The sequence below is a fragment of the Planktothrix pseudagardhii genome (assembly GCF_904830925.1).
In the GTDB taxonomy this organism is placed as follows: Bacteria; Cyanobacteriota; Cyanobacteriia; order Cyanobacteriales; family Microcoleaceae; genus Planktothrix; species Planktothrix tepida.
In genome coordinates this window covers 3,891,564-3,909,498 of record NZ_LR882967.1, presented here as the reverse complement: position 1 = coordinate 3,909,498, position 17,935 = coordinate 3,891,564, and the positions used below count along the sequence as shown (strand labels likewise).

General features: G+C 37.7%; 23 protein-coding genes. 7 read left to right on the top strand and 16 right to left on the bottom strand.

All coding sequences use genetic code 11. The annotated features are described in order from the left end of the window. Nucleotides 1-165: 165 nt before the first annotated feature. On the top strand, nucleotides 166-597 hold the full coding sequence (ccmS, locus tag NMK36_RS16670; protein ID WP_072719145.1) for a beta-carboxysome assembly chaperone CcmS: 432 nt from the start codon (nucleotides 166-168) through the stop codon (nucleotides 595-597). 108 nt (nucleotides 598-705) lie between these two features. Here the strand turns inward: ccmS and NMK36_RS16665 are convergent, their stop codons facing one another. The 5 genes from NMK36_RS16665 to NMK36_RS16645 form a co-directional block, all read right to left on the bottom strand. Beyond that, nucleotides 706-915, bottom strand: a complete 210-nt coding sequence (locus NMK36_RS16665; protein ID WP_254174212.1) for a hypothetical protein — start codon at nucleotides 913-915, stop codon at nucleotides 706-708. Between the two features lie 86 nt (nucleotides 916-1,001). Further along, a complete protein-coding gene (locus tag NMK36_RS16660; protein ID WP_254174211.1) occupies nucleotides 1,002-1,898 on the bottom strand; it encodes an alpha/beta fold hydrolase in 897 nt (298 codons plus the stop codon). Between the two features lie 161 nt (nucleotides 1,899-2,059). After that, nucleotides 2,060-2,275, bottom strand: coding sequence for a hypothetical protein (locus NMK36_RS16655; protein WP_072716837.1), 216 nt, complete (start codon nucleotides 2,273-2,275; stop codon nucleotides 2,060-2,062). A 289-nt stretch (nucleotides 2,276-2,564) separates the two neighbouring features. Further along, on the bottom strand, nucleotides 2,565-4,550 hold the full coding sequence (locus NMK36_RS16650; RefSeq protein ID WP_254174210.1) for an FHA domain-containing protein: 1,986 nt from the start codon (nucleotides 4,548-4,550) through the stop codon (nucleotides 2,565-2,567). A 33-nt stretch (nucleotides 4,551-4,583) separates the two neighbouring features. Further along, nucleotides 4,584-5,120: an FHA domain-containing protein gene (locus NMK36_RS16645; RefSeq protein ID WP_072716839.1), complete on the bottom strand. Its 537-nt coding sequence runs from the start codon at nucleotides 5,118-5,120 to the stop codon at nucleotides 4,584-4,586. Nucleotides 5,121-5,356: 236 nt separating this feature from the next. Here NMK36_RS16645 and NMK36_RS16640 point away from each other — a divergent pair, with 236 nt between their 5' ends. After that, nucleotides 5,357-6,226, top strand: a complete 870-nt coding sequence (locus tag NMK36_RS16640) for an SDR family oxidoreductase (RefSeq protein ID WP_072716896.1) — start codon at nucleotides 5,357-5,359, stop codon at nucleotides 6,224-6,226. Nucleotides 6,227-6,333: 107 nt separating this feature from the next. Here NMK36_RS16640 and NMK36_RS16635 read toward each other — a convergent pair whose 3' ends face one another. From NMK36_RS16635 to NMK36_RS16625, 3 genes are all read right to left on the bottom strand, one after another. Continuing rightward, on the bottom strand, nucleotides 6,334-7,047 hold the full coding sequence (locus NMK36_RS16635) for a hypothetical protein (protein ID WP_139294917.1): 714 nt from the start codon (nucleotides 7,045-7,047) through the stop codon (nucleotides 6,334-6,336). Between the two features lie 238 nt (nucleotides 7,048-7,285). Then, entirely contained in the window at nucleotides 7,286-7,693 is a 408-nt protein-coding gene (locus NMK36_RS16630; protein ID WP_254174209.1) for a hypothetical protein, read from the bottom strand. Between the two features lie 41 nt (nucleotides 7,694-7,734). Beyond that, nucleotides 7,735-8,136, bottom strand: coding sequence for a response regulator (locus NMK36_RS16625; protein WP_072716897.1), 402 nt, complete (start codon nucleotides 8,134-8,136; stop codon nucleotides 7,735-7,737). Nucleotides 8,137-8,474: 338 nt separating this feature from the next. Between NMK36_RS16625 and NMK36_RS16620 the strand changes: the two genes are divergently transcribed. Continuing rightward, nucleotides 8,475-8,888, top strand: a complete 414-nt coding sequence (locus NMK36_RS16620; RefSeq protein WP_072716842.1) for a hypothetical protein — start codon at nucleotides 8,475-8,477, stop codon at nucleotides 8,886-8,888. Between the two features lie 56 nt (nucleotides 8,889-8,944). Here the strand turns inward: NMK36_RS16620 and NMK36_RS16615 are convergent. The 3 genes from NMK36_RS16615 to NMK36_RS16605 all read right to left on the bottom strand — a co-directional run bounded on the left by NMK36_RS16615 (nucleotide 8,945) and on the right by NMK36_RS16605 (nucleotide 10,878). Further along, a protein-coding gene (locus NMK36_RS16615; RefSeq protein ID WP_139294985.1) for an IS630 family transposase occupies nucleotides 8,945-9,981 on the bottom strand; the annotation gives its coding sequence in 2 pieces (ribosomal slippage) (nucleotides 8,945-9,849 and nucleotides 9,849-9,981; 1,038 coding nt in all). Nucleotides 9,982-10,045: 64 nt separating this feature from the next. Then, nucleotides 10,046-10,510: a hypothetical protein gene (locus tag NMK36_RS16610; protein WP_254174208.1), complete on the bottom strand. Its 465-nt coding sequence runs from the start codon at nucleotides 10,508-10,510 to the stop codon at nucleotides 10,046-10,048. A 17-nt stretch (nucleotides 10,511-10,527) separates the two neighbouring features. Next, the gene (locus tag NMK36_RS16605; protein WP_072716844.1) at nucleotides 10,528-10,878 is read right to left on the bottom strand and encodes a hypothetical protein; all 351 of its coding nucleotides are present in this window, start codon (nucleotides 10,876-10,878) and stop codon (nucleotides 10,528-10,530) included. 343 nt (nucleotides 10,879-11,221) lie between these two features. Between NMK36_RS16605 and NMK36_RS16600 the strand changes: the two genes are divergently transcribed. From NMK36_RS16600 to NMK36_RS16585, 4 genes are all read left to right on the top strand, one after another. Next, nucleotides 11,222-11,470 carry a hypothetical protein gene (locus tag NMK36_RS16600; protein ID WP_254174207.1) on the top strand — a complete coding sequence of 83 codons (249 nt, stop codon included), beginning with the start codon at nucleotides 11,222-11,224 and terminating at the stop codon, nucleotides 11,468-11,470. Further along, entirely contained in the window at nucleotides 11,467-11,883 is a 417-nt protein-coding gene (locus NMK36_RS16595; RefSeq protein WP_254174206.1) for a type II toxin-antitoxin system VapC family toxin, read from the top strand. The genes NMK36_RS16600 and NMK36_RS16595 overlap by 4 nt, the downstream gene beginning before the upstream one ends. A 147-nt stretch (nucleotides 11,884-12,030) precedes the next feature. Next, a complete protein-coding gene (locus NMK36_RS16590; RefSeq protein WP_254174205.1) occupies nucleotides 12,031-12,390 on the top strand; it encodes a hypothetical protein in 360 nt (119 codons plus the stop codon). Next, on the top strand, nucleotides 12,387-12,812 hold the full coding sequence (locus NMK36_RS16585) for an HNH endonuclease (protein ID WP_254174204.1): 426 nt from the start codon (nucleotides 12,387-12,389) through the stop codon (nucleotides 12,810-12,812). Before NMK36_RS16590 ends, NMK36_RS16585 begins: the two co-directional genes overlap by 4 nt. A gap of 208 nt (nucleotides 12,813-13,020) precedes the next feature. Here NMK36_RS16585 and NMK36_RS16580 read toward each other — a convergent pair whose 3' ends face one another. The 5 genes from NMK36_RS16580 to pruA all read right to left on the bottom strand — a co-directional run bounded on the left by NMK36_RS16580 (nucleotide 13,021) and on the right by pruA (nucleotide 17,802). Further along, on the bottom strand, nucleotides 13,021-13,419 hold the full coding sequence (locus tag NMK36_RS16580; protein WP_072716849.1) for a helix-turn-helix domain-containing protein: 399 nt from the start codon (nucleotides 13,417-13,419) through the stop codon (nucleotides 13,021-13,023). Then, nucleotides 13,403-13,705, bottom strand: a complete 303-nt coding sequence (locus NMK36_RS16575) for a type II toxin-antitoxin system HigB family toxin (RefSeq protein WP_072716850.1) — start codon at nucleotides 13,703-13,705, stop codon at nucleotides 13,403-13,405. Before NMK36_RS16575 ends, NMK36_RS16580 begins: the two co-directional genes overlap by 17 nt. A gap of 411 nt (nucleotides 13,706-14,116) precedes the next feature. Further along, nucleotides 14,117-14,503 (bottom strand): type II toxin-antitoxin system VapC family toxin, encoded by a 387-nt coding sequence (locus NMK36_RS16570; protein WP_072716851.1) that lies wholly within the window; start codon nucleotides 14,501-14,503, stop codon nucleotides 14,117-14,119. A gap of 1 nt (nucleotide 14,504) precedes the next feature. After that, on the bottom strand, nucleotides 14,505-14,729 hold the full coding sequence (locus NMK36_RS16565; protein WP_072716852.1) for a hypothetical protein: 225 nt from the start codon (nucleotides 14,727-14,729) through the stop codon (nucleotides 14,505-14,507). A 97-nt stretch (nucleotides 14,730-14,826) separates the two neighbouring features. Further along, nucleotides 14,827-17,802 carry an L-glutamate gamma-semialdehyde dehydrogenase gene (pruA, locus tag NMK36_RS16560; protein WP_254174203.1) on the bottom strand — a complete coding sequence of 992 codons (2,976 nt, stop codon included), beginning with the start codon at nucleotides 17,800-17,802 and terminating at the stop codon, nucleotides 14,827-14,829. Between the last annotated feature and the right edge of the window lie 133 nt (nucleotides 17,803-17,935).

Below are 17,935 nucleotides of genomic sequence, written 5' to 3'. Positions count from 1 at the left end.
ACCGTATTTTTAAGGATACTGAGTTATCAATTGCATTGCCTATTCCTCAAAAATACTGATTTTATTAACCCTTTGTCTCAAAACTTGCTACTGATGACTGATAACTGATAACTGGTGACTGATAACTGATAAAATATAATCTTAGTGAAAGTCAGTCGTAAAACAATGATTAAACTTGATAGCAATCAATCCAGTTTAGAAAAACCAAGTTGGCAAAGTCAGTTAGATCGGTTTGTGGAAGCTCATCGCCCGGAATTAGCAGCTTTAGCTTGGGGTTTGCGTTTACAGTGGGGTGAACAACCCGATACCCTAGGAATTGATCTCAAACCCACCCCCCATTTTGTTCCTTGTCCGAAATCTGCTATTGAACAACTCAATGTAAGTGTTGAAAATCGTTTGCAAGAACTCTTAGGAATTGTAGATGGATATCAACCGGAAAAAGAAGTGATTTTGATAGGAATTGGTTTTGATCGTGTCAAATTAATTTATTTTGAATCTAATCCCACTCCCCCTGATTGTTTTGAACAGATTGGAAAAGATGTTGATACATTATTAAAAGAGTTAGAAGATTCTATGAATCAAATGATAAAATTGTAGAAATTAATCGGGTTTTTGGTGTGTTTCTTCTTTCTTTTACCCCAGATATTAAAAATAATCGTCTAATTTTTATTAATTTAAACTGCTATTTTCGCTTATAAATGGTTTCTACGGTTTAATTTCAAAATTAATACGACGATAGACTTCAGCCACCGGAAATTCCACATTTAAGCTATGGAGACGAATTGACTGATCCAAACGATCATAAACCTGCCATTGCCAGCGATCATTGCTGTTGTGTTCAAGATTGTAATATTGCTCAACATCGAACACCTCACAGAAGATTAGCTCAATATATATAGGTATTTGCCCTAACATGAACAATTATTAGCTTTTTAGCTACTGTTGCTCTCCCTTCAGTTGCCAGAAGTAGGATCTTCCGGCGAGAGCAGCCTAACCTATGCCTAGGGAGTTAAATTTTTGGCAAAATCTAAAATATGTTGTGCTGTAATTTCAGGTTGTTCTAAATGGGGAACATGACCCGAATTTTTAATCCAAATTAATTGAGAATGGGGAATGGCTTTTTCAAATTTATAAGCATCAGCCGTTCCTAATATTTTATCATTATCTCCCCATAAAATCAAGGTTGGTTGTTGAATATCATTTAACTCATTACCAAACTTTCCATATCCTCCCGTTTTACTAAACCGAATTAACGCTTGATTCCAGCCCATCGCTTCTAAATGCAAAGCAGCACAAAGTTGAGCATCTAAAGACGCAAAGCTTTTATCAAAATAAGCACTTTCACTAATGGCTTGACGAACTTTAGGATTTCTCAAAAATTCTGTCGCTAAATAATCAAAGGGAGGTAATAAAAATTTACCCATCACTGGCCCTGGTTTCATTCCAGCACTATCTAATAATACGATGGATTTCACGGCTGCGGGATACCATAAGGCAAAATCTAACGCAACTGCACCCCCCATTGATGCTCCGACTAAAATAACAGGTTGATTAATTAAGGTTTCCCAAAAGGAATATAAATGAGTCACAATTTCCGATCGCTTAAACTGAAATTCTGCGCCCCGTTCTGTGAATCCAAAACCTAAAATATCTAAGCTCCAAGTTTCTTGTTCTGTGGCTAACAACGGCAATAATCGCCGATATTCAAAAGAAGAACTATCAAATCCATGAATTAATAAAACGGGGGTTCCTCCCGTTCCTTGATGAATATAGACCGTTTGAATCGGTTGCTCTCGTAGAGGGGTAGAAATTGCCTTACATTTGAGATTTTGAGCAAAAGCGATAGAAGTTGCTTCAGTTAACCTTTGTACAGACTGGGGTAGAAAACTCGGAAACATATTTAGCCGCAATGAGGGTCTGTTTAATTCTATAGCAGGGAACAGGGAACAGGGAACAGGGAACAGGAATAGAAATAATTTTTGAGATCAAAAAATTAGAGCCATGTTCTGGGTTTGTCGAGTTCACAAAACATGGCTCTATTATTGATTTCAGGTTGAATTTAGGCAAGTGCAGAGACTTCATTAACGATTTCAATTTTTCCCCGAAGGAGTGATCTTAACATCCGGTCAATACATCGGCGTTCTTCTTCGGATAAGGATTCGTCTAAAATTGCAGCCATCAATCCATAGCGGTCAGCTTGGGTTAAGGAATGGGTATGGGCTGTGGTTGCCAGCATTTCTATAATCGCACCGGGTAAAAGATTAAGGTTAGGCATCATGGTTAGAGATTGAACTCGACACTTTTATCATCCCCCGTTTGTCAAATTAGAGTAGTGATTGATTAACGTTGCGTAGGTGATTCTTCGGAAACTATCTTGTGATTGATGTCACTTCCAGGGGTTTTGGCCCTTATCTTCTCTAAGATAAAGATTATATTGCCCTATCTTCCTCAAAAGATTACAGTTTGTTAAGCGATATGAGGGGTTATACCCATCATTAAGCTATACTCAAGATCATAAGTAGATGCACCCTGGCAAGCGCCCTTCATTCGTTGGGCGTGTTTTTTTAATTAGGGGGTTGATTATTAACCCATTTGAACCATTGCCACAGGGAGTGCCATCCCGTCAATTTGCGTAAGCTTGGTGTTGAAAGAGAAGCTAAATTTTCAACAGAAACTAAGGCAGCATATTGTAACCCTAAAAAGCTATCAACTGCCGCATAGGGCCCCCCTAAAGTGATTGCACCTACGGCATACATACGACCCCCAAAACCCTCTCCAGAACTATTAGAATTTCGCATTTCTACTAATTCAAAATCATTGGCAACACTCAAGCGTCCTAAAGTATTTAAGGGTAAATTGTAATGCGTCACTAAATCATTTAAGAAAGGATTTGTATTGACTTTGGCATCTAATCCTGTGGCATCAATAATAAAATCGGCTTCCAACTGAAGGTTAGCATTTAACCCATGTTCTCGAATGGTGGTTAACGTGCGACCTTGAGGCGTGGGTTCCACTCGTTCAACGGTTCCAAATGTAATGCGATACCACCCTTGGCGCAGTCCTTGATTAACAATATTTCGCCAATCTTTTCGGGGGGCGGTGGTTGTTCCTCCCCACTGTTCTAAAAGTTTTAACCGAGCTTGAGGGTTAGCAGCTTCTAATTGTTGCCGTAAGTCACCTCCCCAACAAGATTTAGGCCAGTTAAAGGGTTGAAATTCAAAATGATTTTCAACGGTTCGTTTTGCCTTTTCAAATTGATTTCCTTGGGCTTTAGGCGATCGCATTAAATGAAGAATTTGGATTTGAGAATTTTTCTGTCTAGCTTCATAAAGTCGCTGTAAAATTCGAGAGGCAACAATCCCTCGACCCCTAATAATTACGGTTCCCCCTGATTGTTCTAACTTCTCATAAATATAGTCATGATTTTCATAGGCATTCACAACGGTTTTAAAATCTTTAGTTTGTTCTCGATAAGCTTGTAAATCCGGGAGAAATTGAATGGCTGGATAGCCTGTGGCAATCTGAACATATCTAGCGAGGATAAAGCCATGGTCTCGACGATTTTCGGTAGAACGGGAATAGGCGATCGCATAACGGCCATCGGTCATTTTCCGAATACTTTTGACTCGTCCATAACGATACATTTGTGACCACTGAATTCGATGCGCTTCTCGATCAATTGAATTAAAAACATCTCCTGAACGGGGGGTATAGGTTTCGGCAAAGGTAGGTTCTGCAAACACTTGCCACAGCAGTTTTAAGGCTGTTAAAAATTGCCCTTGTCTGGCTTCTGTATAAGCTTCGCGTAAGGCATAACTCGGCCATCCCCAAATATTATCGGGACAAGAATCAGAGTTTGAGCGTAACCGTTCCTGGGGAGGGATTTGAGAATTTAAACACAATTGTTGATAATGGGTATAGGGTTTATTATCTATCCCTAATGCGATAATTTGATTCGATTTAATCCCAGAAATTCTTAATAAATCTACCCAGATAAAACTTCCTAATCCTGCCCCAATCGTGAGATAATCGATTTCATCCGTTGGTAATCCTAGGGTTTGTAATTGTTGTACAGAAATTTGTAAGGAATTTACAAAAGATTGAGGCGGGAAATTTTCTCGATTTGCTGATGAAACCGTGGAAGATGAGAGATCAGTATCCGGTAATTTCGTAGGCGGAGAAAACGAAATTTGAGATTGGTTTTGGGGGAGAGTGTTAAAAGAATTGGTGACTAAAGAAAGGGTAATATTATAGTGAGCAATTTGTAAGAGATCTCCATCTTGAAGCACACAACGGGTTTGAGGAATTCCATTGACTAAAATTCCATTACGGCTTCCCGTATCCGTTAACATTAACGTTCCGTTTTCCCAGGTAATTAACCCATGAAAACGGGACACTCTTTCGCCATTTAAAACAAGACGAGAAACTCGTTCTCCATTAACCGTAGAAGGCATTCGTTCAAAAACCCGTCCTAATGCGATGGGAGGCGTTAGAACTGGGGTTCGCCATTCTCCTGTTTCTAAGTTTTGCCAACTCAGTCGAATTTGCATCCGTTTTTTAGTTTCGATTTCGAGGGTTATAGTTTAATGTTCAGTGGATAAAACCACGCTAATTGCTGAGGCTAACGACGTTCCACACCAAGGACACCCTGAATTTAACTGTTGATAAGAGGAAACGTGATCACATTTGGGACACTGTAAACCATATTGTACAGGATTTGGATAAAAAATTGCTTGAGAGTTTGGTTCATTTGGGGAAAATAATTGGGTTGGGGGAATTAAAAAAGGTTCTAAAGAAACTGCGGTAACTTCCAGTTGTTGCTGTCCTAATTGGATATGGCTGCCGAGGCTTAAAAGAACTTCACCCGTTATTAACTTTTGATAATTAATTAAAGGAGGATTTGTATCTCGTAGATTTTTCAAATAGAAATTCTGTTTAGCTTGATTAAAATAAATTTCAATATGTAATCCTGATACCGTTGGATGGGATAATACAATATCGCAACGTGTTGGATCTCGTCCAATGCGAACCATTCCCGGATGTTGGGTGGGGTATTGATCATTCAGGGTTCGGGTACAGGACTGACCTGCTTCTGTCCAAGTTAGGGTTAATTCGTTCATGGGGATTAATCATTAAAATAACGATTTCTATTTCGGTTGACTGAATGAGATTTCGGGTTATTCTTAATTTTCAATTTTATCCTAGTTGGCTGATTCAAGGTATCTTGTTCATAAAAAATAATGTAAAATATTATTATCAGGGTTTGATTCTAATCAATTAATAGAGGAAGAAAGCGATCAGAATTTGCCCCTAAAGCCAATTTTATTAATCTATTTAATTTTAATTTTTACCTGTTATGAATAAACTATTAATTACAGGAGCAAGCGGTTTTTTGGGATGGCATCTTTGCCAACTGGCTCAAGCTCAATGGCAAGTTTATGGAATTACCCATTCTAAAACTATTAATATTCCTAATATTAATTTAATTCAAGCTGATTTAACAGATGAGCAAGCTCTTAAAACCATGTTTCAAGAGATACAACCGGATGCAGTGATCCATGCGGGGGCTCAATCTCAACCCAATTTTTGTCAACAATATCCTGAACTCTCTCATCAAATTAATGTTACAGTTTCCCTTCTAATTGCTAACTTCTGTGCAGATTTAAATATTCCTTGTGTATTTACATCAACAGATTTAGTTTTTAATGGGTTAAATCCACCCTATCGGGAAACTGATCCGGTTTCTCCAGTGAGTTATTATGGAGAGCAAAAAGTATTAGCTGAACAGGGAATGTTAGAACGATACCCCAGAACAGCAATTTGCAGAATGCCGTTAATGTTTGGGAATGTTCCTCCCCATGCAACCAATTTTATTCAACCGTTTATTCAAGCTCTAAAAGACGGAAAAGAGTTAAAGTTATTTGTCGATGAATTTAGAACTCCCGTGAGTGGAACAACCGCAGCAAAGGGATTATTATTAGCGTTAGAAAAAACTCAAGGAATTCTTCATTTAGGCGGGAAAGAACGTCTCTCTCGTTATGAATTGGGAAAACTCATGGCTGAGATTTTAGAGCTTCCTGCTGATTTGATTAAACCTTGTTCTCAAGCAGAGATTAAAATGTCTGCACCCCGTCCTCCTGATGTTTCTTTAGAAAGTTCTAAAGCGTTTAATTTAGGATATCAACCCTTATCTATTCGAGAGGAATTACAACTTTTAAACCGTTGATCATCATCAAATTTCACGTAGAGACGTGCCATGGCACGTCTCTACACTAGACTGCTTTCTATCATCTTGAAGTCCTGGGATAATTAATGATATTCTGCTATAATAGTTTAAGCAGGAATGATCGATGATTTTGAATACCCTTGTAATTGAAGTTTAGCTACTTCCTGAACTTGAGAATGAGGATCAATAGCTAGGGTTTTTAAGACAGAAATGGGGGTATTGGGGTGTTGAGCGATCGCATATTTAACCAACCAAGAATTAGAATATTGAACCTGTTCTATTATTGTTGATAAGAGTGATGGAGACGTTTGAGAATCTAATAAAACAATCGCACGAATCACCGGAGGGGAAGTTTTAGCATAATAGGCAATTAAATGTCCTACTCCTTCTGGAGTTTGAGCTAAAGATTGAGCAGCAATTGTCCTAATTTGGGCTTCAATATCATATAATAACCCTTGTAAAATTACCGTTGGGGTCTGGGAATGAGCCGCTAATAACAGACGATTTTCATGGGAACATTCTGATAGTTGTTTCCATAATAGCCCAGGTTTATTACAATCAGTAGCAATTTCTAAGATATCCAAAAAATTATTTTTTTTTGCTACCTTTTTAAGAGGTGCTTCCAACAAGCTTAGTGATGGTTTTAAATAGCGAATATTATTTACTCTTCCGTTAAGATTTAATCCATCAATCATAAAATTAGGGAGTAACTCTAGTTGAAATAACTGATCTAAATAATTGCTATCCTCCGACCCATTGTGATAGAGTTCTGCTCGATCAATTAATTCTTTTTTTACAGATTCATTAAACCCTGACATCATAATACTACCCCTTTGTGTGATTAGGATTCATAAAAATGGTGTTAAATTTAGAGAAAAGATGAAGGATAAAAAACAAGGATTATTAGAGGTACAAAAGTCTATATTTAACCTTTCAATACCACTAATTTAGTGTGAAATTGAGGACTGAAGGGATTAAATTAAGGGGGAGATAGAGGAAATTCAGTCTTCCCTGATTTCTCAGTGAATCAATGAGGATTTGATGAAAGTTTTAATACAGCTAAAACATTGGGATTTGGATGGTTAGCCGCCCATTAAAAAAACTATCTGGGGCTGTCTTCAACTGAACCAAAAGACAAATCGTTGAGAGGGGAATTTGATATAATAATGGGGAATCTGTTGAACATAAAATCGAAAACTGAGAATTACTCAAAACCGGTTTAGGAAACTCATTGAGTAATTCAAGTAAGGTTTCTCCAGGGGTATTGGGATTAGTCGCAACCAGATGGCGAGTTGCCACGTCCACACTCATTCCCAAGGCTTTTAACACCTCTGGGGGGGCATTAGAATTATTGGCAACCAGTCGCGCTAATTCTATATTTTGTTGAGCAAGTTCGACTAAACGTTCGCCAGAAGTTGTCGGGTTTGCTGCTTCATGTTGAAGAATAATGCACTCTGGTAAGATCATGATGTTGACAACGTTTAGGGGTTAAAAAATTAACATCACCTTTAATCGTCTACAGGTAATTTAGATTTAATTTGTTCGACAAAGGCTTTATGATCAACAACAGGTTTAGGAATATAATCATCAGCACCACTTTGGGCTAAAAAGTTTTCTCGATCACCTGTTGTCGCATGGGCAGTGACTAAAATAACGGGTAGTTTTGCTGTTTCTGGGTTGGCTTTTAACATTTGGGTAATTTTAATCCCATCAACGGCTTTCCCGTCGTAATAACTATTCGTTAAAGACACATCCATTAAAATTAGATCGGCTTGTTTATTAACCGCCATTTGCATCACGGTTTCCACATCTTCGGTGTGTTTAGCCACTAACCCACCCCGTCTTGTTAAAATTCGTTCAAAGACTTTCCAATTAATAATATTGTCTTCAACCACCAAAACGGTTCTCATCATGGTCTTGCCCCTCCAATAAACCCAATTTCATCTATCCATCTATACCTTAAGTGTGTTCTATAACCGTCAAACCGTCGATAGGGATAAGTTCAGGAGTTTTTAAATTCTTCTTGTGACGGGATACAATCTTTCTCAGCAAGTCAGGCTAGAAAAGGATAGAAAAGTTCAGGATTGCATCGTCACAAAGACGTGGAATAGGTATTTTCTATGTTAAGCGGGTGGGGGGAAATTTTCTCTTGAATTGTTAAAAGATCCTAAACACACTGCGTTTTATATTGAAACGTGCTTAGAGGAACAGCATCCCTGGTCTACTTAATTAATCAACGTTAAAATCTATGAACACTTTATTAGAAAATAAATTTTTACAAGCAATCAATATTTGCCAATCTTTAACAGAGTGGAAATCTAAACCCACTGATTTAACCTTTCAAGCCATTGAACTATTTTGTGAGGTTGCACAGTCTCCGAGTCATTTTTTACGTTTAGCAAAAAACTATTCTCAAGAAACTCAATTAGCATCCCAAGCCCTATATGAATATGCTACAACTGTTGATAACTGGCGAGTTGATTGTGAATTAGGATTTGGAGTTAAAGATCATTGTACAATTCTAAACTTCTTTCTAAATATTTATACTCATGATTTTCATTATTTTACAGGAAATTTTAACAGTCCTGAACAAATTAATGAACTACTTCAGGATTGGAAACAAATCGATTTAACAGCAGTTTCATTTATGTTACAATATTAATAGAAAAGATACATCAATTAAGATTTATTATCATGAAGTCGGTTTCTATAGCAATCCTAAATAGGTTGTGGCAAAATCCCATACATAAAAATTTTGGGGAAATCAAAAATTTGACCCTGAGCGAAAAACTCGAATAGCCACTTAATTACTTTAAAAGATGGGCATAAATGATAAAATTTTCTCACGAAATTTTTGGTTTGTAACCAAATATCTTCTACAGGATTTTGTTCAGGTGCATTGGGGGCAAAATTTAGACAAGTAATCCGCCATTCTTCTTCCGATAAATTTTGATTAACTTCAGTTAAATAATCTCTAAACTTTTGAGAACAATGATAAGTGGCATTATCCCAGACTATAGCTAACCTTTTCCCCGGATTTTGCTGCTGTAAATACTGGATAAAGTCTACGGTATTTTCTGTATTTCCCGCCGCATAACCTTTGATAATAAATTCTTTCGTTTGGTAATCTAAAGCTCCATAATAAGTTTGCCTTTCTTTTTGATTTTTGATCGGAATTTCTATTCTTCTATCTGTTCTTCCCCACACATACCCTAAAATATCTCCCCAGAGAAGATGACATTCATCAATCATAAACACCGTCAGCTTTCCCGCCTCTATTTCTTCTTTCCAACTCGCTAACTTTTTTTCAATTTCTTCCTTTTTCTCTTGGACTAACTGCTCATTCTTAGCCGGATTCTTCTTTTGGCTTTTTTTCCAACTGATGCCAGCCTCTTCCAGCAAGCTATAATAACTTTGATGGGATTGAAACACGACTCCATACTCCCTTTCTAACAAAACTTGTAAATCAGACAATCTTAACCAATCTCTTTCCCTTAATTCTTCAATAACTTTCTGTTTATCTTCGGGACTTAGATAGCCTTTTCTTCCTTTATATTGGAGTTTTAAACTCTCTACTCCTTCCACAAGAACCCGATTTTTCCACTGGCTAATAAATCCTTTATAACTTGTAATAAGTCTTGAATTTCCCGGTAGGCTTTCCCTTGTAATTTGAGTTTGACAGCGATCGCTCTTTTAATTTCTCTAGGATCTTTTGTCTGATTGATAAAATTGTCTATTTCGTTGATTAGATTCATTTTCCGTTGCCAGCTTTGGAGGATTATTGCTAACCTTACATTTATTATAACTCATTTGGAAGTGCTATATAGCTGTTGTCAAACAAGATCCCATGAAATATTGATTTTTATTTATAGGTGAATTAAAAATAAAATTATAGATTTGATTAATTGATATGTGTGCAGATTTTTTACTCCCTGGACTAAAGAGAAAGACAAAAGACTGAGTTGGTTGCCATTCCTTTCCAAAAAGGTCAATTTCAGGAAATGATATTAAAATGCAGGCAAAACAATTAGTTTGATCAGCTACAGTTTGAATTTTATCTATTGCTTCACTTGAAGGAAATTTTGGTTTTATTTCTATCCATAAATTTACATTCTTTAAATGAAAATCAGGTAGATACCAGCCATATTTTGTATCAAATCTCTGGCTTTCATACTGATATTGAATTTTCAAATAATCAAATAAAATTGCCCATTTAGCTTCTAAAAGTGATCTAAAGATATAACCATTATAGTAAGTTAACTTACTAACAACTTCGTCGCTCATAAGTTGATAAACTCCTATTAACTAGCATACTGCTCTTGAAGTTGATCATTTTGTTTATCGTTTTGCTCAATTAAATCTACTGGCTGTTGTGATTTTAAAAACCTTTTAATTTCTATAGGAGAGTAACCGTAGTGAGAAGCAGCTTCTATAAAATTGTCTGGATAATTCTTAAATAATAGTTGTAGAGAAGCACTCTTGGTTTCAGCTATTGAAAAATAGCCATTTTTGATCAAACTTTCTTTATATAAAAAATTTCTAATCTCAACGTGAGAGTATCCTAACAATAGGGCTGCATCTCTAAAAGCCATCTCACCATGAGCTTTGTAAGCTTTCCATAAAGTACCTAGTGGGATCAGTAGGTTTTTCATAGCACCAATTTCAAACTAGCTTCAAGTTTGATTATACGTTATCTACCTAAAAAAAACAAGGTAGGTAAACTCAGACATTCAACCACTTAATACGCATCTTCACCTGAATAGGCGATCATTTGTCTCATGAGCTATCCACCTTTTTTTTCAATTATAATGTGATCGCCCTTTTTACAAGAGCGATCGCTTTTTAATGCGCTAAAGCTCAACTACGGGGTGGGATTGCCCTTTAACTCAAAAAGAGCGATCGCTTTTCTGGCTGGTTCATGTGTAGGAATGCGATCGCCTCTGCTACAATTTACTAAGATACTATAATTAACTTACATTAATCAATAAAAACACTATGACAACTAAAGAAATAATTCTACAAGAATTAGAACAAATTACCCCTTCTCAACTGGATGAGGTATTAGATTTCATTCGCTCTCTTAAGCAAACTGTTAAACCGACTGAGAAAGCTTATAAACCCATTTGGGAAGTAGCAGATGATATTATTAAAGATATTCCTGAAGAAGTTATAAGTCAATTACCAAAAGACGGGGCAGAAAATCATGATTTTTACTTGTCTAAAAACCTCCATCAAGAATTATGAAAACTCTTTTTGTCGATACGTTTTATTGGGTCGCTTTAATTAATGTGGCTGACTCATGGCATCAGTCCGTTAGAGATTATAGTCGCAATCTTAATAATATTCAATTGGTGACAACAGAAGAAGTATTAATAGAAACGATTAATTTTTTTGCCTCTTTTCCATCCCCTATGAAAAAAGCAGTTTTTCAGTTAATTACCCAAGTTCTCGCTGATCAGAATATAACTGTTATTCCTCAAAGCCATCAATCTTTTACCGCAGGTTTAGAGTTATTTAGTCAACGATTTGATAAAGGATACAGTTTAACAGATTGTATTTCTATGGTAACGATGAATCAACTTAATATTACTGAAGTTTTAACCCATGATAAGCACTTTCAACAAGAAGGTTTTATCATTTTATTTAAGCAGAGTTGAATTATCAATTGCGATCGCCGTTTACCTTAAAAAGAATGATCGCTTTTCTGACTGGGTTTATGTGTGGGAATGCGATCGCCTCTGATACAATTTACTAAGATGCTATAATTAACTTACATTTCTCTTTAAGTGTTGCAAAGCTCGATCATGCAGATTAAAGTCGAAGTTCCCGATGAATTGGCGATGCGGTTAAGTCCACTGCAAGAGCAGTTAACACACATTTTAGAACTGGGTTTGCGAGAATGGAGTGCAGATGCTCAATCAGGATTTTCTGGGTTGGCAGATGTATTAGAATTTTTGGCAAATCTTCCCACTCCAGAGGAAATTTTGGCGTTGAAGCCGTCGGAACCATTACAACAACATATTAACAATTTGCTAGAAAAAAATAGAACCGTTGGGTTGACGGCTGAAGAGGAACGATCATGGCAACAATATGAATATATTGAACATTTAGTGCGGGTGGCTAAGGCTAAAGCATTGCTGAAACTTAACGAAGCTAAAAAATGAGCAAGGCTTATGTTTCTGCTGCTCTCAAACGCTTGGTTTGCGATCGCGCTAATTTTGCTTGTGAGTATTGTTTGATGCCAGAAATTTCTGTTTTTGTACCCCATGAAATCGATCATATTATTGCAGAAAAGCACGGCGGACAAACGAACGAAAATAATTTGGCGTTGGCTTGTACAATCTGCAACAAATATAAAGGAAGCGATCTGGCTTCAATCGATCCCATGAATGGGGAAATTGTGAGATTGTATCATCCTCGTCGTGATCGCTGGCGGGAGCATTTTAAATTAGAAAAAGGCGAAATTATCCCGTTAACTGCGATTGCACGAGTGACCGTAAAATTGTTACAGATAAATCGTCCAGAGCGAGTTGAGGAACGAAGGTTACTATCACAAGCAAATATTTTGGATATTCCAGAATTCTAATTTTACTATAAAAAGTAGGTTAGATTGAGCTTCATTTTTCTAGGTTTTGTCTTTCTTCTGGTGTTAATGAAGAAATAATTTGAACTAAAGAATCGATGAGTTTATGGTTCATATTCTTTCAATTTCTCAATAATCTTATATTAATTATAGCGCGATCGCTCCCTTGTTTTCACACTTAAGTGCCACTAAAGATTGAATTAAAATTTAACTAAATAAATAAGTTGATCGAAACTTGAAAATAATCAGCCAGTGCTTTTGCTTGCACCTTACTAATAGAACGTTTACCATTAACAACTTCAGAGACAACATCACTTGAGCCAATAGCACCAACTAAATCGCTTTCACAAGTTCCACTCATTTCCATCAAATGTTGTAAGATCTCGTAGGGTGTAGACTCATCGATGGGATACTGTTCTGATTCGTAGGTTTCAACTAACTGAACCAGCAATTTTAATAACGCTCGTTCTTCAGGGGTGCGAGTTTTAGCAAAGGTTAATCGTTCAACAATGGCTAAAATACGATCATACTCCTCCTCCGTTTCAATCACTTGAGGAGTGACTTCAGCTAACAGATTGCTATAAACAGTTTTATCAATAGTAAGGGTCATTTTTCCACTTGCCTTTGTCATATTCGGCATGAGTCAGAAAATATTTGTAGTAAACGATCTGTTCTTCGTAGTCGATACCTACAATTAATCGATAATTGTTACCTTTGATGTTAAATACAGTAAAATTACTCACGGCTTCAGCATCTCGGTAAATTTTACGAACATCTTCTAAGTTCTTCCAATTGGCTTTTTTGACAACTGCATACCAATCATCAATCTGCTTTTTCACATCAGGATATTTTGCAGTATCAGTACGCAGATTCCGTATTGAGATTAAATGGAACATAATCTTTAAATTCAATTATATTTTTCATAGTCTTACCAAATAACTTCTCTGAATTTATTTTAATTGTACCATTTATTCAATGTATCGTCAAGTCTTTACAGTTATTATTGACCATTAGGTTTACTATAATTCTTTAAATCCTCTCGATTTTTCCACTAATTGTTGTTATAGGCTTTGTCTTTCTTTTGGTGTTAATGAAGAAATAATTTGAACTAAAGAATCGATGATTTTATGGTTTATATTCTTTTAATTCCTCAATAATTTTATATTAATTAGAGCGCGATCGCTCTTTTAAAAAGGGCGATCACTTTTTAATGCGCTAAAGCGCAACTACGAAGTTATTCGACACCTTCAATGGGGGCAAAACCTTGACGTTGAATGTTTTTGGTAATATGACGGCATTCATTAAAGTTAAGGATAAGGTAACAAATTTACTTCTGTAATAAAACGATAATCACTCTGATTTTTAGTGAGGAGAGGGATATTAAAACTAATGGCTGTCGCAGCTATTAACGCATCAGGAATTAATAAACCATGACTGAGGCGGTATTGCCTCAATAGTTCAACAGCTTGATCCGAAATAGATTCATTAATTTTAAGAATTACATAGTTGTTTAAAAAAACAGTTAATTTTTGCTGTTCAGATTTATTGCGACAACCGACCATTAATTCCATCTCTGTCACCACACTAATTGACAACAAGGCTGTGTGGGATTCATCTTGAAGTCGATTAATAGCGGGTTCAATTCCCCGAAATACATCAATTAAGATATCTGTATCAATTAAAATTTGCTTCATGCTAACCCATCCATTCTTGCTTTCTCATTTGACGAACCCATGCTGAACTATCTTGTAAATCTTCTCGATCTTTCCACATTCCCACGCAAGGATCATCTTTAATAGAAATAAAAGACTGTTGAATTGAGGGTTGTTGACTGGCTAATTGTTTTTCTAGGGTTTGCCTTTCTTCCGGTGTTAATGAAGAAATGATTTGAACTAAAGAATCGATGAGTTTATGGTTCATATTCTTTCAATTCCTCAATAATCCTATATTAATTATAGCGCGATCGCCCTTAAAAAAAAGCGATCGCTTTTTAATGCGCTAAAGCGCAACAACGGGGTTATTCAACACCTTCAATGGGGGCAAAACCTTGACGTTGAATGTTTTCGGTGATGTGACGGGGTTCTAAGAACTGTAATAAATAATCGGGGCCACCCGCCTTAGAACCCACACCGGAAAGTTTAAACCCGCCGAAGGGTTGGCGAGAAACAATAGCCCCCGTAATGCCTCGGTTAATGTACAAATTTCCCACTTCAAATTCAGCTTTTGCCTTCTTAATATGGGACGGAGTTCTGGAATATAAACCCCCCGTTAAAGCAAAATTAGTGCCATTGGCAATATCCAACGCTTCCTCAAAATTTTGAGCTTTGATCACCGCTAAAACCGGGCCAAAAATTTCCTCTTGGGCGATTTTTGCCGTCGGTAAAACATTAATAAAAACCGTTGGCCCCACAAAATAACCCGTTTCCGGTGCCGCAACTTGGATCGCTAATTCTGCTTCTTGTTTGCCAATCTCAATATACTCTTTAATCTTCTGTTGAGCATTGGCATCAATCACCGGGCCAACCTGGGTACTGGGTAACACCGCATTCCCCACATTTAAAGACCGCACTGCCTCTGTTAACCGCTTGACAAATGCCTCATAAACAGGTTCTAACACCACCACACGGGAACAGGCGGAACATTTTTGACCCGTATACCCAAAGGCAGAATACACCACACCTGCCACTGCTTGGTCAAGGTCGGCACTTTCATCAACGATAATGGCATTTTTGCCCCCCATTTCCGCAATCACCCGTTTCAGGTGTTTCTGTCCGGGTTTGAGTAGTGCCGCTTCAGCATAAATGCGACATCCCACCTCCTGGGAACCCGTGAAGGTAATCATGTGAACGTCCGGGTGTTGTACCATGTAGGAACCCACCGTTGAGCCTTTTCCGGGTACAAATTGGAACACACCCGCCGGAATACCCGCCTCTACTAATACTTCGGTAATTTTCGCGGCGATCACCGATGACACTTCCGCAGGCTTCAATAACGTGCAGTTCCCCGTAACTAAGGATGCGACCGTCATCCCAACGGGAATGGCCAGAGGGAAATTCCAGGGGGAAATAATCACCGAAATGCCACGGGGTTGATAGTTGTAACGGTTGGTTTCGCCAGCAGTGTCATACTGGTAGCCCTGATCCAAACGTTCCATTTCATCGGCATAATAACGACAGAAATCAATCGCCTCGGACACTTCCGCATCCCCTTGATGTAGGGGTTTTCCGACTTCAAACGCCATCCACGCACATAACTCCGCCCGCCGTTGTTCAAACAGTTCTGCGGCTTTTCGTAGCACACCTGCCCGTTGCCGAACTGGAGTATGCCGCCAAGCTGGAAAGGCAGCTTTAGCGGCTTGAATAGCTGTTTCCGCCTGTTCAACGCTAATTAACCCGACTTTCCCCACAATTTCTGAGGGGTTAGAGGGGTTTAAGGAGTCTATCATTTGGGCGGTATTAATATATTGACCATTAATTAACGGTTGATAGGTTTGTCCTAATTGTTGACGCACCATTTCTAACGCCCGTAACCCTTTATCCCGTAACGCAGCATTAGAAAAATCCGTATCGGCTGAATTTGGAAATACGGGTTTCCAAGTCTCAAAAATATTGCTATTCGGGTTATCTTTAGGGGCAGATAATAACTCTTCAACAGGGCGATTTTCTGAACTTTGACGCACAAAAGAACTATTGGCCGTATTTTCTAATAACCGCCGAATTAAATAGGACATTCCGGGTAATAAATCTCCATAGGGGCAATACATTCTCACCCGATATCCTTTTTGAACTAAGGCTTTAGCGAGTTGGTCGCCCATGCCATATAAAACCTGCATTTCAAAGGCACGACGAGGCACATTTAAGGTTTCTGCAATGGCGATCGCTCTGGCTTGAGAACGAACATTATGGCTACCAATAGCAGAATAAATATATTGATGATTTTCTAACATCAATTGAGTCAATCGTTCAAAATTAGCATCCGTTGCAGCCTTATCATTATAAACAGGTTGGGGCCAGTCATTTTGCATCGATTTAATGGTTTCTTGATCCCAATAAGCCCCTTTAACTAATCGTACACTAACGGGATAACCTCGTAATTTCACCCATTCTATAATGCCTTCTAAATCCTTTTGAGACTCTCGTAAATAAGCTTGCACCGTCATGCCAATATCAGTGCGGCTGCGGAATTCTTCTTCCATCAACAGATTTTTTAGAATGCTGAAGGTTAAATCTTTATAGGCGTATTGTTCCATATCAAAATGCACCGCCGCCCCCAATTCTTTCGCCCGACGCAATAAAATTCGGATACGTTCTCCGACTTTTTCTTCACTTCCTTTTGCATCTAAGGGATCAAATTGAGAATAAAATGCCGTTAATTTAACGGAAACTTGAACTTTAGGAATGGGCTGTCCATCGGCTTCATCAATTTGGGGAATAGTTGACCATTTTTTAGCCGCATCGCTGAGACTTTCCATCAATTCTAAATAATTATTGAGATAAGATTGTGCCTCAGTTTCAGTAATAACGGCTTCCCCTAATAAATCAACCGTAAACGCCATTTTATCTTTGCGTAACTGTTCTAAAGTTTTAATAACTTTAGGAATATTAGCACCTGCAATATATTTTTGGGCTAAGGTTTCTACCGCAGGCGCTACCGTTGTCGCCGCTAGTTGTCCGGGGAGGGAGTCAGGGTTAGCAAAATTGAGTAATTTTTTGAGAACATCAGGAAGTTCGACTGCTTCTGTGGTCAGATATTCTTGTAAATGGGCTGCAATTTCTGGTTTACTTCGTAATGCGGGTAAACAATCAATAAAATGGAACAATTGCACTCGTAAACCGGGGTTTGACATTGCCCAGTCCATGAGTTTATCATCAAAGCGCATTTGGTCTTGTAACTGTCCGAACAATGAGCGCTTTTTCTCTTGGGTCGCTGCTAAAAGTTGTTTAGCAATCTCTTGTGTTTTGGCTTCGTAAGTGTCAGGATATTGTGCAACCACTGTTTAAAGTCTCCAATTCAGATAGAGCATGACAAAGGGGGGAAAATGTCAGGATATTCTGACAATTCTTTCCCCGCGTTAGTGTTTTGGTTCATTTCTTCTATTGTACGTCTAAAGGGGTGACTGGATTTAT